This is a genomic window from Actinomadura viridis (genome assembly GCF_015751755.1).
Lineage (GTDB): Bacteria > Actinomycetota > Actinomycetes > Streptosporangiales > Streptosporangiaceae > Spirillospora > Spirillospora viridis.
The window spans coordinates 5,438,351-5,452,466 of the sequence record NZ_JADOUA010000001.1 but is presented as its reverse complement, the minus strand read 5'-3'; the positions used below and the strand labels follow the sequence as shown (position 1 = coordinate 5,452,466).

Genomic DNA, 14,116 nt, shown 5'->3' with positions numbered 1-14,116 from the left:
CTCTGGGAGGCTTCATGCACCGCGGCATCTACCTGCTCGAAGAGGTCGAGTTCCACCCGATGAACTCGCGCCGGCCCCTGGAGTATCTCCGCTGGCTGACCGCCTACAAACGGGAGGACGACGGGCTGGGCGCGGGCGCGCACGAGCTGACCGAGGGCATGTCGATCCGCTCGCGCGACATCGACCTGGTCGGCGCCTTCTACGCGGTCGGCATCACCGGGCATCCGCAGTTCAAGGTGGTGACGCTCTGGGACTGCCACGGCGGCTGGGACGGCGGCTGGCGGCAGATGCTGGAGATCTACGACGACGTCCAGAAGAACCTCTTCCTGTCCGATATCGACGACCTGCGGCATTCGGCCTTCTCTCGCCCCCTCGGCGCCGCCCCCGGCTCTCCGGCCGTCGCCGACCTGCTCGACGAGGGGTACGCGGCCCCGCTCTACCTCTTCGAGAGCGCCCAGGTCCGGCCGGGTGCCGCGCTGGACTACCTGGCCGCCGTCCAGGAGGAACGGGCGCCGGTGCTGGCCGAGCACGGGCACCGGCTCGTCGGCTCCTACGAGGTGCAGTTCTGCGACACCGAGGTCGTCACGCTGTGGGGCACCGACATCGACGCGCACCTGGAGACGCAGCGGTCCCGGGACGCGGCGCTCGGCCTGGACGACGGCGTGCCCGCCGACCACCGCCTGCTGAGCTGGCGCCGGAAGGCGCGCCAGTACCTGGAGGGCCCCTGGAGGGAGAACCTGCTCAGCCCGTACCCGGGCTGCAAGCTCGCGCCGCGCTGAGCCGCCGAGCCGCCGAGCCGCGCCGCGCCGCGCCGCGCCGCCGGACGGGGTCAGTCCGGCTCGCCGCGGTTCTTCAGCTCCTTGCGCAGCCTCTTCTCCTCGCGGCGCGCCTTGCGCTTGACGGTGACCGCACCCCAGAAGGAGAGGCCGGAGACGACGACGCGCGGCGAGCCCGGCGCGCCCGGGCCGCTGGCCTTGTGGTCGAAGCCCCCCATGATCCCGATGCCCGTGACGTGCACGGTCATGTCGTCGGGGGCGATGACGTCGATCCCGCCCATGAGCGCGAAGGCCCGGATGCGCACCTCCCCGGACGCGAAGACGGCCTCCCTCAGATCGATCTTCCCGCCGCCCCAGAAGGCGAACGCGGTGAACGTCTCGGGCACGGTCCACACGCCCTGCCGCTGGAACTCGCCCATGATCCCCACGCCGGTCCGCCAGCTCGGCGCGTCGCCCGCGGGCGCGGCGGGGTAGGCGTCGGCGGAGTAGGCGGCGGGGGCCGCGGCGCCGCCGGGGACCGGCAGGTCGCGGGTGATCGGCTCCAGCTCGGCGTAGGTCCTGGCCGCGTACACCGCGTCCAGGCGCTCGTCCAGTTCCTCCAGGGTCAGCCGCCCCTCACCCGCGGCGTCGCGCAGCACCTCCGCGACCCGGTCGCGGTCGGCGTCGGACGCGCGCATCTGGCGCGGGCCGGGGGAGGAGTCCGCCCGATCGGGGAGGTTCGTCATGGTCCGAGCCTAAGGCAGCGCGGCGTCCTCCGATGGTACGAGCCGGACCACGATCGACTTGGAGGTCGGGGTGTTGCTGACCTCGGCGGTGCTGTCGAGCGGGACGAGGACGTTGGTCTCGGGGAAGTACGCCGCCGCGCACCCCCGCGCCGTCGGGTAGGCCACGATCCGGAAGCCCGGCGCGCGGCGCTCCACCCCGTCGGACCACTCCGACACCAGGTCGACCCGCGCGCCGTCGGCCAGGCCCAGCGCCTCCAGGTCGGCCGGGCTGACGAACACCACGCGGCGCCCGGCCTTGACGCCTCGGTAGCGGTCGTCCATCCCGTAGATCGTGGTGTTGTACTGGTCGTGGCTGCGGACGGTCTGCAGCAGCAGCCTGCCCTCGGGGACCCGCAGCACCTCCAGCTCGTTCACCGTCAGGTTGGCCTTGCCGGTGGCGGTCGGGAAGCGGCGCTCGTCGCGCGGGGCGTGCGGCAGCGTGAACCCGCCGGGCTCGCGGATCCGCTCGTTGAAGCGCTCGAAGCCGGGCACCACCCGCGAGACGTGGTCGCGGACGACGTCGTAGTCGCGTTCCATCGCCTCCCAGCCGATGTCCGAGTCCGGCAGGACCGCGCGGGCCAGCCGGCAGACGATCGCGACCTCGGACAGCAGGTGCCCGGAGGCGGGGGCGAGGCGGCCCCGTGAGGCGTGCACCATGCCCATGGAGTCCTCGACGGAGACGAACTGCGGCCCCGACGCCTGCTCGTCGCGTTCGGTACGGCCCAGCGTGGGCAGGATCAGCGCCTGCTCCCCGGTCACCGCGTGCGAGCGGTTCAGCTTGGTGGACACGTGCGCGGTCAGGCGGCAGCGGCGCATCGCCGCCTCCGTGACGGCCGAGTCGGGGGTGGCGCGGACGAAGTTGCCGCCCATGCCCAGGAACACCTTCGCCGTGCCGTCGCGCATCGCGCGGATCGCGCCGACGGTGTCGAGCCCGTGCGCGCGCGGCGGCTCGAAGGAGAACTCCCGGGCCAGCGCGTCCAGGAACGCCGCGGGCGGCCGCTCGAAGATGCCCATCGTCCGGTCGCCCTGCACGTTGGAGTGCCCCCGCACGGGGCAGACACCGGCGCCCGGACGGCCGATGTTGCCGCGCAGCAGCAGGAAGTTGACCACCTCGCGGATGGTCGGCACGGCGTTGCGGTGCTGGGTGAGGCCCATGGCCCAGCACACCACGATCCGCTCGGCGCCCAGCACGTCGCCGAAGGTGGCGTCGATCTCGGCGCGGGTCAGCCCGGTGGCCTCCAGCACCCGGTCCCAGTCCAGGGCCTTGAGGTGCCGTTCGAGGTCCTCGTAGCCGGCCGTGTGGGCGTCCAGGAACTCGCGGTCGACCGCGCCCTCGTCCACGATCAGCCGGTTGAGGGCCTGGAAGAGCGCCAGGTCGCCGTTCAGCCGGATCTGCAGGAACCGGTCGGCGAGCGCGGTGCCCCGGCCCGTCACCCCGGACGGGCGCTGCGGGTTCTTGAACCGCATCAGCCCGGCCTCCGGCAGCGGGTTGACCGCCACGACGCGGGCCCCGGCCTTCTTGGCCTTCTCCAGGGCCGACAGCATCCGCGGGTGGTTGGTGCCCGGGTTCTGCCCCACCACGAAGATCAGGTCGGCCTGGTACAGGTCCTCCAGCAGCACCGAGCCCTTGCCGATGCCGATCGTCTCGTTCAGCGCGGAACCGGACGACTCGTGGCACATGTTGCTGCAGTCGGGCATGTTGTTGGTCCCGAACGCGCGCGCGAACAGCTGGTAGGCGAAGGCGGCCTCGTTGCTCGTGCGCCCGGAGGTGTAGAAGAGGGCCTCGTCGGGGGAGTCCAGCGCGTTCAGCTCGGCGGCCAGCAGCCCGAACGCCTCGTCCCAGGAAACCGGCTCGTAGTGCTCGGACCCCGACCGCTTGATCATCGGCTCGGTCAGCCGTCCCTGCTGCCCGAGCCACAGGTCACCGCGCCGTCCCAGCTCGGCCACGGTGTGCCGGGCGAAGAACTCGCGGGTGACGCGCCGTGTGGTGGCCTCCTCGGCGACCGCCTTGGCGCCGTTCTCGCAGAACTCGGCGACATGCCGCTTGTCGCCCTCCGGCCACGCGCACCCGGGGCAGTCGAAGCCCTGCTTCTGGTTGACCCGGAGCAGGGTCAGGGCGGTACGGCCCACGCCCATCTGCTCGTAGGACTGCCGCAGCGCCGCCGTGACGCCCGGGACCCCGGCGGCCCACTCCTTGGGCTTGGAGACCCGCAGCCCGTCGTCGTCGAAGTCCTCCCGGGGCGCTTTCCGGCTCATCGCTTCACATCCTCGCGTCCGTGTTCCCTCCCACTGTCGCACCAGGTGGCCGATGGTTTCACCGGCACCCACTTACACCAAGCGCTTGCTTGCCAACAGGAACGGCGTTACCGTCCCCGGGAGGACACGCCTTCGGCGATGAGGGAGGGCGCCCATGGGCGAACCGGTTCCGGTACGCGAGGTCACCGCTGAGGAGGTCGCCCGCTTCCGCGACCGCGGCTGGGCCAGGCTCCCCGGCCTGGTCGACCCCGGTTACGTGGCCGGGCTCCGCGAACGGGCCCTGGAGCGCCTGGGGCGGCGGCAGGGCCGGTTCCGCAACGGTTTCGTCGACCGGGCGTTCGGGCAGGACCGCGACATCGCCCGGCAGGACGAGGCGTTCGGCGCCCTGGCCATGTCGCCGCGGCTGGCCCGCGACGTCGTCCGCCTGCTGACCGGCGTCCGGTCCGTCCGGCTCCAGGTCACCAACCTCCTGGTCAAGGAGCCGGCGGACGGGGACGGGCACGGCGAGACGGTCTTCCACCAGGACTTCCCCTGGATGCCGATGGACCGGGCGGCGATGCTCACGGTCTGGCTGGCGCTGGACGACGTGCCCGCCGACATGGGCGCGCTGCGCTTCTACGAACGCTCCCACCTGTACGGCCCCCTCGGCCGCAGCTTCGTCCGGGAGGGCGACGACGCCCTCACCCAGCACCCCTGGCTGGCCGATCTCGACCTGTCCGAACCCTTCGACCTGGAGGCCGGTGACGCCACCGTGCACAGCAGCCTGGTGATCCACGGCGCCCCGGCCAACCGGCGCGACCGGCCGCGGCTGTCGTTCACCGCGACCTACTTCGACGCCGACACCCTCTACACCGGAGCGCCCTACGGGCAGACCGACGGCCTCGGGCTGACGGTGAACGCGCCGTTCGACCACCCGATGTTCCCGGTGGTGCGGGGATGACCGCCGTGGACACCGTCCGCGGCCCGGTGGACGGCCTCGGCGCGACGCTCATGCACTAGCACGTCTTCGGGCTCAGCCCGGAGATCCTCTGGAACTGGCCCGACATCCCCGAGGGCTGGGACCTGGAGCGGCGCGCCCGCGAGGCCGCGGGCAAGCTCAACGACCTCAAGGCCGCCGGCATCGACACCATCGTCGACCTCACGGTGATCGGGCTCGGCCGCTACGTCCCCGCCGTCCAGCGGGTGGCCGAGCTGACCGACGTCAACATCGTCGCCGCCACCGGCCTCTACACCTACGACGCGCTGCCCCCGTACTTCGGCAACCGCGGGCCCGGATCCCTCTTCGGCGGCCCGGACCGGCTCGCCGAGTTCTTCGTCCGCGACATCACCGAGGGCATCGGCCGCACGGGGGTCCGGGCGGGCATGCTCAAGTGCGCCACCGGCAGGCAGGGCATCACCCCCGGCGTGGAACGGGTGATCCGCGCCGTCGCCCGCGCCCACCACGAGACCGGCGTGCCGATCACCACGCACAGCGAGTCGTCCGTCCGCAACGGCCTGGACCAGCAGAAGCTGCTGGCCGAGGAGGGCGTGGACCTGTCCCGGGTCGTGATCGGGCACGCCGGGGACTCCACCGACCTGGACTACCTCGAAGAGCTGATCGCGGGCGGCTCGTACCTCGGCATGGACCGCTTCGGGATCGAGTTCACCTCGTTCCGGGACCGCGTGGCGACCGTCGTCGCGCTGTGCGAGCGCGGCCACGCCGGCCGCATGGTCCTCTCGCACGACTCGTACTGCTTCAACGACCGCTTCGACCCCGAGGTGGTCCGCCAGAGGCATCCGAACTACCACCTCCTGCACATCTCCCGCGACGTCCTGCCCGCGCTGCGCGCCGCGGGCGTCACCGAGGAGCAGATCGACCGGATGCTCGTCGACAACCCCCGCCGCATCCTCACGGGAGGCCGCCGGTGACCACCCCCGAGACCGCCACGGACTTCGACATCGCCAGTGACTGGCACGTGACCCGCCCGTACCCGTTCCTGCGCAGGCTGCGGCACGACCACCCGGTCTTCTGGAGCGACCACCTGCGCATGTGGGTGCTCACCCGCTACCCCGACGTCCGCGCCGCCTACCGCGACCACCGCACCTTCTCCAGCGTCGGGTCGCTCACCATCTCCCGCACCCTCACCGACGAGGTCAAGGAGACCCTCGGCGAGCACCGCTCGTTCCTGGACGACTTCGCCGCCAACGTCGACCCGCCCAAGCACACCCGGATGCGGCGGGCCATCTCCCGCGCGTTCACGCCCCGCGCGGTCGCCCGCCTCGGCGGCCTGTTCCGCGCGCAGATGGACGCCGTCCTGGACGAGCTGCTGCCCGCCGGCCGGGCCGACTTCACCGCCGAGATCGCCCACCTGCCCTCCGCCCGCCTCGCGGCCGTCTTCATCGGCGTGCCGCCCGAGGACGAGGAACGGGTCAAGCACTGGGTGACCTCGTGGTTCCAGCTGTTCCTGTCGCCCCAGCCGCCCGGCCGCCAGCGCGAGCTCGCCCAGGACTTCCTGAAGTACCTCGACTACGTGGACCGCCTGGTCACCGACCGCCGCGCCGAACCCCGCGAGGACTTCGTCTCGCTCATGGCCGGGCTGATCGGCACCGAGCTGTCGCACCGCGAGGTCGTCGAGACGATCAGCGCCCTGCTGCTGGGCGGCAACGACACCGTCCCCAACGGCCTGTCCAACGCCGTCCACCGGCTGATGCGCGAGCGGCACGTCTGGGAGGAGATCGTCGCCGACCCCGCGCTGATCCCCGGCATGATCGAGGAGAGCCTCCGGATCGACGGCGCCAGCCTGGGCAGCTTCCGCACCACGACCACCGACGTCACCCTGCACGGCACCACCATCCCGGCCGGGTCGCAGGTGCTCCTGCACGCCGACTCCGCCGGCCACGACGAGACCGTCTTCCCCGACCCCGAGCGCTTCGACATCCGCCGCCCCAACGCCCGCGACCACATGGTCTTCGGCTACGGCGTCCACCACTGCGTCGGCGCCGCCCTGAGCCGCCTCAAGATGGAGATCGCCTTCGAGCGCCTCACCACCCGCCTCCCCACCCTCACGCTGGCCCCCGGCCCCGACCCCGTCCACCGCAAGAGCATGGTCGGCCGCGGCTTCCAGTCCCTCCCCGTCCAATGGACCACCACTCCCTGACCCCCGCCGCGGTCACTGGGGTGGGCCTTCGGCCAGGCGGACGGGGGTGGTGTAGCGGCGGCCGTCGGTGTCGACCCAGCCGACGCGGACGATGTCGCCGGGGTGGTGGAGCAGGAGCAGGTCGGTCAGGGTCGCCGGGGAGTCCACGGGGCGGTCGTTCAGGGCGACGATGACCGCGCCGGGGCGCAGGCCGGCGGCCTCGGCGGGGGTGCCGGGGATGAGGTCGGCGATGAGCGCGCCGCTGGTCGCGGGCGGCGGCGGGCCGCCGGGCTCGGCGGCGCCGGGTGAGCGGACCTGGACGCCGAGCATGGGCGTACGGCCGATGTGGACGGTGGCCGAGCCCTCGCCCCGCTGGATCTGGCGGGCGACGGCGAGGGCCCGGTCGGAGGGGATGGCGTAGCCGCGCGGGTTGCCCTCCTGCTGCACGCGGAACGAGACGGACGCGGCGGTGTTCATGCCGATGACCTGGCCCGCGGTGTTGAGCAGCGGGCCGCCGGAGTCGCCCGGCCGGATGGGGGCGTCGGTCTCGATCATCGCGGTCAGCCGCTCGGTGCTGCCGTCGTTCTGGTCGGTGGCGGTGATCTGCCGGTCGAGCGCGGTGACCTTGCCGGTGACGACCGTGGGGGCGCCGCCCTTGCCGCCCGCGTTGCCGACCGCGGTGACCGGGTCGCCCGGCAGGACGGTGCGGGAGTCGCCGAAGACGGCGGGCCGGAGGCGGGCGGCGCCGCGCAGCCGGATCACGGCGATGTCGCCGGACTTGTCGTAGCCGAGGACCTCGGCGGTGAAGGCGCGGCCGTTGTCGGTGACCGTGCCCCGGATGGCGGTCGCGCCCTGGATGACGTGGTTGTTGGTCAGGACGACGCCGGAGGAGTCCATCAGGATGCCGGTCCCGGCGGCCCTGGTGCTGCGCAGCCCCTGCTCGGTGTCGATGTTCACCACGCCGGGCCGCCGGCCGCTGGGCTCGGTAACGGTACGGGACGGCGACGCGACCGGCGGGGCCGCCGGAGGCCCCCCGCCCGACCGGTCCTCCAGCAGCGGGCGGCCGGCCAGGAAGGCGATGACCGCGACGAGGACGGCCAGGATCGCCAGGCAGCCGAAACAGCCGGAACCACGGCGTTCGGGGATCTCGTTCACCACGTGCCTCCTGGAAGGATCTTCTCCCGGGAGGTGAGAGCAGTCTAGGAGAAGTACCGCCGCGGGTTCTCGACCAGCATCCGGTCGAGCTGGTCCTCGGTGACGCCCGCGGCGCGCAGGGCGGGCAGGACGTCGTCGCTGATGTGGCGGTAGTTCCAGTTGGGCGCCAGGCCGCGCACGGTCTCGGGGTCGGGCCCGAACCAGTCGATGAAGCAGCTGGCGTCGTGGCTGAGGACCATCCGGTCGGCGTAGCCGCGCTCGCAGAGGGCGGCGATGGTGGCGACGCGGTCGGACGTGGGGTTGATGATGTCCAGCCCGAACCGGTCCATGCCGAGGATGGCGCCGGTGTCGGCGAGTTCCCGCAGGTAGTCCAGGTCGTTGCTGTCACCGGCGTGTCCGATGACGACCTTGCCCAGGTCCGCGCCCTCCTCCCGGAGGACCTTGACGACCGCGCGACCGGCGTGCACGGAGCTCTCGGTGTGGACGGTGATGGGCGCGCCGGTCTCGCGGTGCGCGGCGGCGACGGCCCGCAGCACCCGTTCCACACCGGGGACCAGGCCCGGCCCGTCCACGGCGCACTTGAGGAACGCGGCCCGCACGCCGGTGCCGGCGATGCCCTCGGTGAGGTCGCGGACGAAGTCGGCGATCATCGGGTCCGGGCCGTCGATCAGGGTGCCCGGCCCCCGGTGGTGGAACTGGAACGGCAGGTCGTTGTAGGTGTAGATGCCGGTGGCGACGATGATGTTGAGCTCGGGGACCTGCTCGGCGACCCGCTGGATCCGCGGGATGTACCGGCCCAGCCCCCAGACGGTCGGGTCCGCGATGGTGGCGACGCCCAGGCCCGCCAGCTCGCGGAGCCTGGCCACCGCGTCGGCGACCCGTTCCTCCTCGTCCCACCAGGCGCCGGCGCCGTAGTTCTGGACGTGCTCGGTGGACAGGACGAAGACGTGCTCGTGCATCAGCGTCCGGCCCAGCGCGGCGGCGTCGACGGGGCCGCGGGCGGTCTCGACAGAGGGCATGGGGCGGGTCTCCTCTGGACGGGGAAGTGATCTCCCTCCGTGCATACCGACCGGTCGACCCTCTGGCAAGCCGGGTGCCGGAGCGGCACGGCACCCGCACGGCCGGGGGCTTCAGATCGTCCTGACGACCTGCTCGTACTCCAGGCGAGGGTTCCGCGGGAACCAGGCGTCCGGGCCGGGGCGGCCGATGTTCACCACGGCCACCGGCTGCTGGTTGCCATCGGCCAGGAACTCCTTCTTGACGCCCTCCGCGTCGAACCCGGCCATCGGGCCCGCGGCCAGGCCGATCGCGCGGACGCCGAGGATGAGGTAGCCGAGCTGGATGCTGGCGTTGAAGCGCGCGATCCGCTCCCGGCCCGGGTGCGCGGCCAGCGACTCCCGCGCGTCCCGCTTGTGCGGGAACGTGGCCGGGAGATGCTCGTGGAAGTCGGTGTCCGCGGTGACGATCAGGGTCAGCGGCGCGGAGGCGGTCTTGGCCCGGTTGCCCTCCGCCATGAGGGGGACCAGCCGCGCGCGGGCCTCGGGGGAGCGCACCGCCACCAGCCGCAGCGGCTGGCTGTTCATCGCGGTCGGGCCCCACTTGACCAGCTCGTAGATCTCCCGGACCTGCTCGTCGGTGACCGGCTCGGCGGTGAAGGAGTTGGCGGTGCGGGCCTCGCGGAACAGCAGGTCCCGTGCGGTCTCGTCCAGGACCTCGCCGTCCGCGTCGGCCGGGGTCCGGCCAGTGGGGGCCTGAGGGTCGCTCGGGAGCGTCGCCATAGGGTCGCCTTTCTGTCGCGGGGCCGCCGGTCCCGCCCCGGGGCACGGGACCTACGGGCTCCAACCGGGCGACGGCGCGTTCTCTGCCCGCGTCAGGTGGTGGGGTCGGTCACAAACGCCGGGGGCGCGGCGCCTCCCGCGGGCCGTCCTCAACCGGCCATCCCCCGCCGGCGCGTTCGCCCGGAGGGCCATCCGGGGCACAGTGAGCGTCATGACATCCACGGCACGCGAGGGCGGGAGGAACGGCATGGCCCTGGACACCCCCGGCGGACGGACGCCGGGCACGGACCGGCGCGGCTGGGCCTGGCCCGAGCTACCACCGGGCGAGCTGGGACCGCCGTCCCCGCGGTTCGCCGTCCGGCACGCGGAGGCGCCGCTGGCCCCGCTGACGCTGCCCAGCGGCGACCGGATCCGCGCGGTCGCCCGGCACGAGGACATCCGTACCGTCCTGGCGCACTCGGCGGCGAGCCGGAACCTGCGCTACGAGGGCGCCCCGCGGCTGACCAAGGGGATGAGCCTGGAGGACAATCCCACCTCGATCCTCAACATGGACCCGCCGGAGCACACCCGCCTGCGCCGCATCCTGTCGGGCACGTTCACCCCCCGCCAGATCGAGGGCTGGCGGCCCCGGGTCGCCGAGATCACGGCCGGGCTGGTCGACGGCCTCGCCGCGGCGGGCGGCCCGGCCGACCTGGTCGAGGCGTTCGCCTTCCCGCTGCCGAGCCTGGTCATCTGCGAGCTGATGGGCGTGCCCGCCCGCGACCAGCCGCGGTTCCGGCGGTGGACCGAGCTGTTCCTGTCCACCGCGGACGCGTCCGCCGACGACCGGATGGCCGCCGCGATGGAGTTCGCCGGGTACGCGGCGGAGCTGGTCGCGGCCCATCGCGAGCGGCCCGGCGACGACCTGATCGACATGCTGGTGCAGGCCCGCGACGCCGATGACCGGCTCAGCGAGGACGAGCTGGTCGGCCTGGTCTTCGGGCTGATCCTGGCCGGCCACGAGACCACCGCCGCGCAGATCTCGCGGGGCGCGCTGCGGCTGCTGAGCCACCCCGAGCGCTGGGCCGCGCTGGCGGCCGACCCCGCGCTGGTCCCGGCGGCGGTGGAGGAGATCCTGCGCTACGACGGGCCCGGAGGGTACGGGGTGCTGCGCCGGATGACCGAGCGGGTGGAGCTGTCGGGCGGCGCGGTCGAGGCGGGCGAGGCGGTGTTCCTGCTGCTCCCGGCGGGCAACCTGGACCCGGAGGTCTTCCCCGACCCGGAGAGCTTCGAGGTGACCCGGTTCGCCGGGGAACGCACCGCCGACGGCGCCTGGGAGAGGGCGCGCCGCCCCCATCTCAGCTTCGGTCACGGCCCGCACTACTGCCTGGGGGCCAACCTCGCCCGGATGGAGCTGCAGGAGGCGTTCGGGGCGCTGGCCACCCGCCTCCCCGGGCTGCGCCTGGCGGGCCCCGCCACGGCCGTCCCCTGGATCGGCGAGGCGGTCATCCACCGCCCGGCCGAGGTGCCGGTCACCACCGCCGCCGAGGCGCCCGCCGCCCCCGCGAACGGGTGACACCGCCATGGACGGACGCGACGGGCACGACGAGGGCACCGAGGGCATCGACGAGGGCGTGCCGAACGTCGCCCGGATCTACGACTACCTGCTCGGCGGCAAGGACCACTACGCCGCCGACCGGGCGGCGGCCGAACGGCTGCTGGAGGCCGCGCCGGAGACCGCCCTCACCGTGCGGGAGAACCGGGCGTTCCTGCGCCGCGCCGTGACGCGGCTGGCGCGGGCGGGCATCCGGCAGTTCGTCGACATCGGCGCCGGGCTGCCCACGCAGGCCAACGTGCACGAGGTCGCGCGGCGGGTGGCGCCGGACGCGCGGGTCGTCTACGCCGACATCGACCCGGTGGTGGTCGCGCACGGGCGGGCGCTGCTGGCCTCCGCGCCGGGCGTGACCGTCGTGGAGGGCGACGTGCGCGAGCCGGAACGGATCCTGGCCGACCCCGCGGCGCGCGAGCTGATCGACCCCGCCGAGCCGGTGGCGGTGCTGCTGCTGGCGGTGCTGCACTTCGTCACCGACAAGGAGGACCCGGCCGGGATCGTCGCCCGGCTGCACGCGGCCATGGCGCCCGGCAGCGTCCTGGTGATCAGCCATGTCACCAGCGAGGGCAACCGGCCCGAGGCGGCCGGGACCGCCAGGAGCGTCTACGACCGGTCCACCGCGTCCATCGCGCTGCGCACCCGGGAGGAGATCGCCGCCCTCGCCGGCGACTTCACCTGGGAGGAGCCCGGGCTGGTCTACGCGCCCGAGTGGCGTCCGGACGAGCGGCGCGAGGTGGACCCGGCCGCCACCTTCCTGTTCGCCGGGATCGCCCGCCGCTGACGCTCCCGGCCGGGACGGGCGGTCCCGGACGGCGCGGTCCCGGGCGGCGCGGTCTCAGAACGGCAGGGAGAAGCGCTGGGCGGCGGCGATGGCGGCGCCGGTGAGGGCGGCCACGGTGAGGACGGACAGGCCGGCCAGGACGGCCCAGCGCCCGGCCTGGTACCCGGCGGGGACGCGGGTGGCGTCACGGCCCCGTACGGGCCAGGGGGCGCGGAGCGGGGCGGTGCCGGGCAGGTCGCGGCCGGGCTCGGCGGCGGTCCGCCGCCGGTCGGGGGCCAGGCCCGACGCCCAGCCCAGCAGATCGGCCACCTCGCCGGGGTCGGTGGCCAGCCCGGAACCGAAGTAGCGCACCTGCCCGGCGGCCTGGTCGAGCGCGCGGACGGTGTTGCCCAGGCCGACGTGGTCGAGCCAGCGGCGCAGGACGGCGTCCCCGTCCGGCGCCCCGTCCCGCTCCGGATCCGGGCCGGGGCCGGCGGAGACACGGCCCGGAGCGTCCGGGAGTGCCGGAGCACCCGGAGCACCCGCAGCAGCCTGGGTGTCCTGGGACGGGGCGGGCGGCGCGGCGGCCGTGCGGCCGATGTCCGTCCCGGCCAGCAGGTCGATCTTGGTGACGATGACCGCGACCCGCTTCCGGCGCCCCCGGTCGGGCCGGGACCGCAGCTCGTTCAGGACGCGCTGCAGCGTGTCGGCGGGGTCCTCCTCCGACGACGCCGCCGAACGCTCCACCCGCCGCCGTTCCTCCTCGGTGAGGGCGCGGCGGACCTGCGGCAGCGCGAACGGATCCACGACGAACAGCAGCGCCTCGCCGTGGTCCAGGTAGCGCAGCGACTCCACCTCGGTCGCCCCCGTGAAGTGCTCCCCGGCCGGGTCGAACAGGTAGAGGATCCGCCGGGCGCGGCCGGGCAGGTCCACGTCCACCATGGTGGCCAGCGGAAGCTCCGGCCCGGTCTTGGCGGCACGGCCGCCGCGCTCCAGCTCGCGGACCGCCCCCGCGTACGCCTCCGCGTGCCGCCGCTCGACGAAGGCCAGCCGCCCGCCGAGTGCCTGGGCGCGGGCGTGCAGGGCGCGGATGCCCAGCACCATGAACGTCGTCTTGCCCGCCGCCGGGCCGCCCACGAAGGGCAGCGGCTCCACCCGCACCCGCCCGATCCGTTCAGGCAGGCGGCCCGCGCAGTGCGGGCAGTACGCCGCCAGGCGGAAGCGGCCGAGGAACACCGTCGTGGGCAGCCGCGCGCCGCAGCGGCACACGTGCCGGAACGCGCCCGCCGGGCCGGGGGTGAGCCGCGGATGCCGCGCCCCGCACCCCGGGCACTCGTACACCGGCAGGGCGATCTTCTCGTAGCAGAAGGGGTGCGGGCAGGTCTGCAGGATCCGCCCGTAGGCCATGAAGACCCGTTCCACGGCGGCCAGCAGGAGCGCGCACACCAGCCACGCGGCGAGGCCGACCGCGGCGACGACCCCGTACAGCACCGTGAGCGCCGCCCCGAGCGCGGCGGCCGGGACCGCCGCCGCCGCGATACCGGCGCACAGGGCCAGCCACACGGGGAACGTGAAGAACCCCCACGGCCCGCCGAGCAGCGTCTTGGTCAGGAGCACCACGGTGCCGGACGCGGTCGTCCAGACGCGGGGGGCCACCGTACGGGTGATGGTCCACCAGTCCTGCCAGACCTGGCCGAGGAGGTAGTGCCGGTAGGAGATCTCCGGCTCCGCCACGGGGGAGGGGCCCTTCACGGTGGACGGCCCCAGCGTCCGGCAGGCGTGCAGGTAGTACAGGCCGAGCGCGGCGACGCCCGCGACGACCAGCGTGGTCGGGAACAGGACCGGGAACACCACCATGAACCCGAGCCACATCGCGCCCACCCACGCGGCGGCGAGCAGGAGCATGACGAGGGGGTGCAC

12 protein-coding genes are annotated in these 14,116 nt (G+C 73.9%); 6 read left to right on the top strand and 6 right to left on the bottom strand.

What is annotated here, in order from left to right:
• Positions 1–14: 14 nt before the first annotated feature.
• Positions 15–779 carry a hypothetical protein gene (locus tag IW256_RS24770; RefSeq protein WP_197013254.1) on the top strand — a complete coding sequence of 255 codons (765 nt, stop codon included), beginning with the start codon at positions 15–17 and terminating at the stop codon, positions 777–779.
• Between the two features lie 50 nt (positions 780–829).
• On the opposite strand, the gene IW256_RS24765 is transcribed toward IW256_RS24770, so the two are convergent.
• Both IW256_RS24765 and IW256_RS24760 read right to left on the bottom strand, forming a co-directional pair.
• Positions 830–1,501, bottom strand: coding sequence for a DUF1707 SHOCT-like domain-containing protein (locus IW256_RS24765; protein WP_231403913.1), 672 nt, complete (start codon positions 1,499–1,501; stop codon positions 830–832).
• A 9-nt stretch (positions 1,502–1,510) separates the two neighbouring features.
• Entirely contained in the window at positions 1,511–3,796 is a 2,286-nt protein-coding gene (locus IW256_RS24760; RefSeq protein WP_197013253.1) for an FdhF/YdeP family oxidoreductase, read from the bottom strand.
• Positions 3,797–3,950: 154 nt separating this feature from the next.
• Here IW256_RS24760 and IW256_RS24755 point away from each other — a divergent pair, with 154 nt between their 5' ends.
• From IW256_RS24755 to IW256_RS24745, 3 genes are all read left to right on the top strand, one after another.
• On the top strand, positions 3,951–4,736 hold the full coding sequence (locus IW256_RS24755) for a phytanoyl-CoA dioxygenase family protein (protein ID WP_197013252.1): 786 nt from the start codon (positions 3,951–3,953) through the stop codon (positions 4,734–4,736).
• Between the two features lie 83 nt (positions 4,737–4,819).
• A complete protein-coding gene (locus IW256_RS24750) occupies positions 4,820–5,704 on the top strand; it encodes a phosphotriesterase family protein (RefSeq protein WP_307829401.1) in 885 nt (294 codons plus the stop codon).
• On the top strand, positions 5,701–6,933 hold the full coding sequence (locus IW256_RS24745; protein WP_197013251.1) for a cytochrome P450: 1,233 nt from the start codon (positions 5,701–5,703) through the stop codon (positions 6,931–6,933). Before IW256_RS24750 ends, IW256_RS24745 begins: the two co-directional genes overlap by 4 nt.
• Before the next feature lie 12 nt (positions 6,934–6,945).
• Here the strand turns inward: IW256_RS24745 and IW256_RS24740 are convergent, their stop codons facing one another.
• The 3 genes from IW256_RS24740 to IW256_RS24730 all read right to left on the bottom strand — a co-directional run bounded on the left by IW256_RS24740 (position 6,946) and on the right by IW256_RS24730 (position 9,845).
• A complete protein-coding gene (locus IW256_RS24740) occupies positions 6,946–8,067 on the bottom strand; it encodes a S1C family serine protease (RefSeq protein ID WP_197013250.1) in 1,122 nt (373 codons plus the stop codon).
• A gap of 44 nt (positions 8,068–8,111) precedes the next feature.
• Positions 8,112–9,086 carry a phosphotriesterase family protein gene (locus IW256_RS24735; protein WP_197013249.1) on the bottom strand — a complete coding sequence of 325 codons (975 nt, stop codon included), beginning with the start codon at positions 9,084–9,086 and terminating at the stop codon, positions 8,112–8,114.
• Between the two features lie 111 nt (positions 9,087–9,197).
• Entirely contained in the window at positions 9,198–9,845 is a 648-nt protein-coding gene (locus IW256_RS24730) for a malonic semialdehyde reductase (protein WP_197013248.1), read from the bottom strand.
• Positions 9,846–10,056: 211 nt separating this feature from the next.
• On the opposite strand from IW256_RS24730, the gene IW256_RS24725 reads away from it, so the two are divergent.
• Positions 10,057–11,400 (top strand): cytochrome P450, encoded by a 1,344-nt coding sequence (locus IW256_RS24725; protein ID WP_269217945.1) that lies wholly within the window; start codon positions 10,057–10,059, stop codon positions 11,398–11,400.
• Positions 11,401–11,407: 7 nt separating this feature from the next.
• Positions 11,408–12,217 carry an SAM-dependent methyltransferase gene (locus tag IW256_RS24720; RefSeq protein ID WP_197013247.1) on the top strand — a complete coding sequence of 270 codons (810 nt, stop codon included), beginning with the start codon at positions 11,408–11,410 and terminating at the stop codon, positions 12,215–12,217.
• A 54-nt stretch (positions 12,218–12,271) separates the two neighbouring features.
• On the opposite strand, the gene IW256_RS24715 is transcribed toward IW256_RS24720, so the two are convergent.
• Complete coding sequence (locus tag IW256_RS24715) at positions 12,272–14,116, bottom strand: TRAFAC clade GTPase domain-containing protein (RefSeq protein WP_307829038.1); 1,845 nt, start codon at positions 14,114–14,116, stop codon at positions 12,272–12,274.

What these genes read in the sequence shown, in the direction of transcription:
- IW256_RS24770 (WP_197013254.1), top strand. Translation starts at nt 15, where the DNA reads ATGCACCGCGGCATCTACCTGCTCGAAGAGGTCGAGTTCCACCCGATG.
- IW256_RS24765 (WP_231403913.1), bottom strand. Translation starts at nt 1,501, where the DNA reads ATGACGAACCTCCCCGATCGGGCGGACTCCTCCCCCGGCCCGCGCCAG.
- IW256_RS24760 (WP_197013253.1), bottom strand. Translation starts at nt 3,796, where the DNA reads ATGAGCCGGAAAGCGCCCCGGGAGGACTTCGACGACGACGGGCTGCGG.
- IW256_RS24755 (WP_197013252.1), top strand. Translation starts at nt 3,951, where the DNA reads ATGGGCGAACCGGTTCCGGTACGCGAGGTCACCGCTGAGGAGGTCGCC.
- IW256_RS24735 (WP_197013249.1), bottom strand. Translation starts at nt 9,086, where the DNA reads ATGCCCTCTGTCGAGACCGCCCGCGGCCCCGTCGACGCCGCCGCGCTG.
- IW256_RS24730 (WP_197013248.1), bottom strand. Translation starts at nt 9,845, where the DNA reads ATGGCGACGCTCCCGAGCGACCCTCAGGCCCCCACTGGCCGGACCCCG.
- IW256_RS24725 (WP_269217945.1), top strand. Translation starts at nt 10,057, where the DNA reads ATGACATCCACGGCACGCGAGGGCGGGAGGAACGGCATGGCCCTGGAC.
- IW256_RS24720 (WP_197013247.1), top strand. Translation starts at nt 11,408, where the DNA reads ATGGACGGACGCGACGGGCACGACGAGGGCACCGAGGGCATCGACGAG.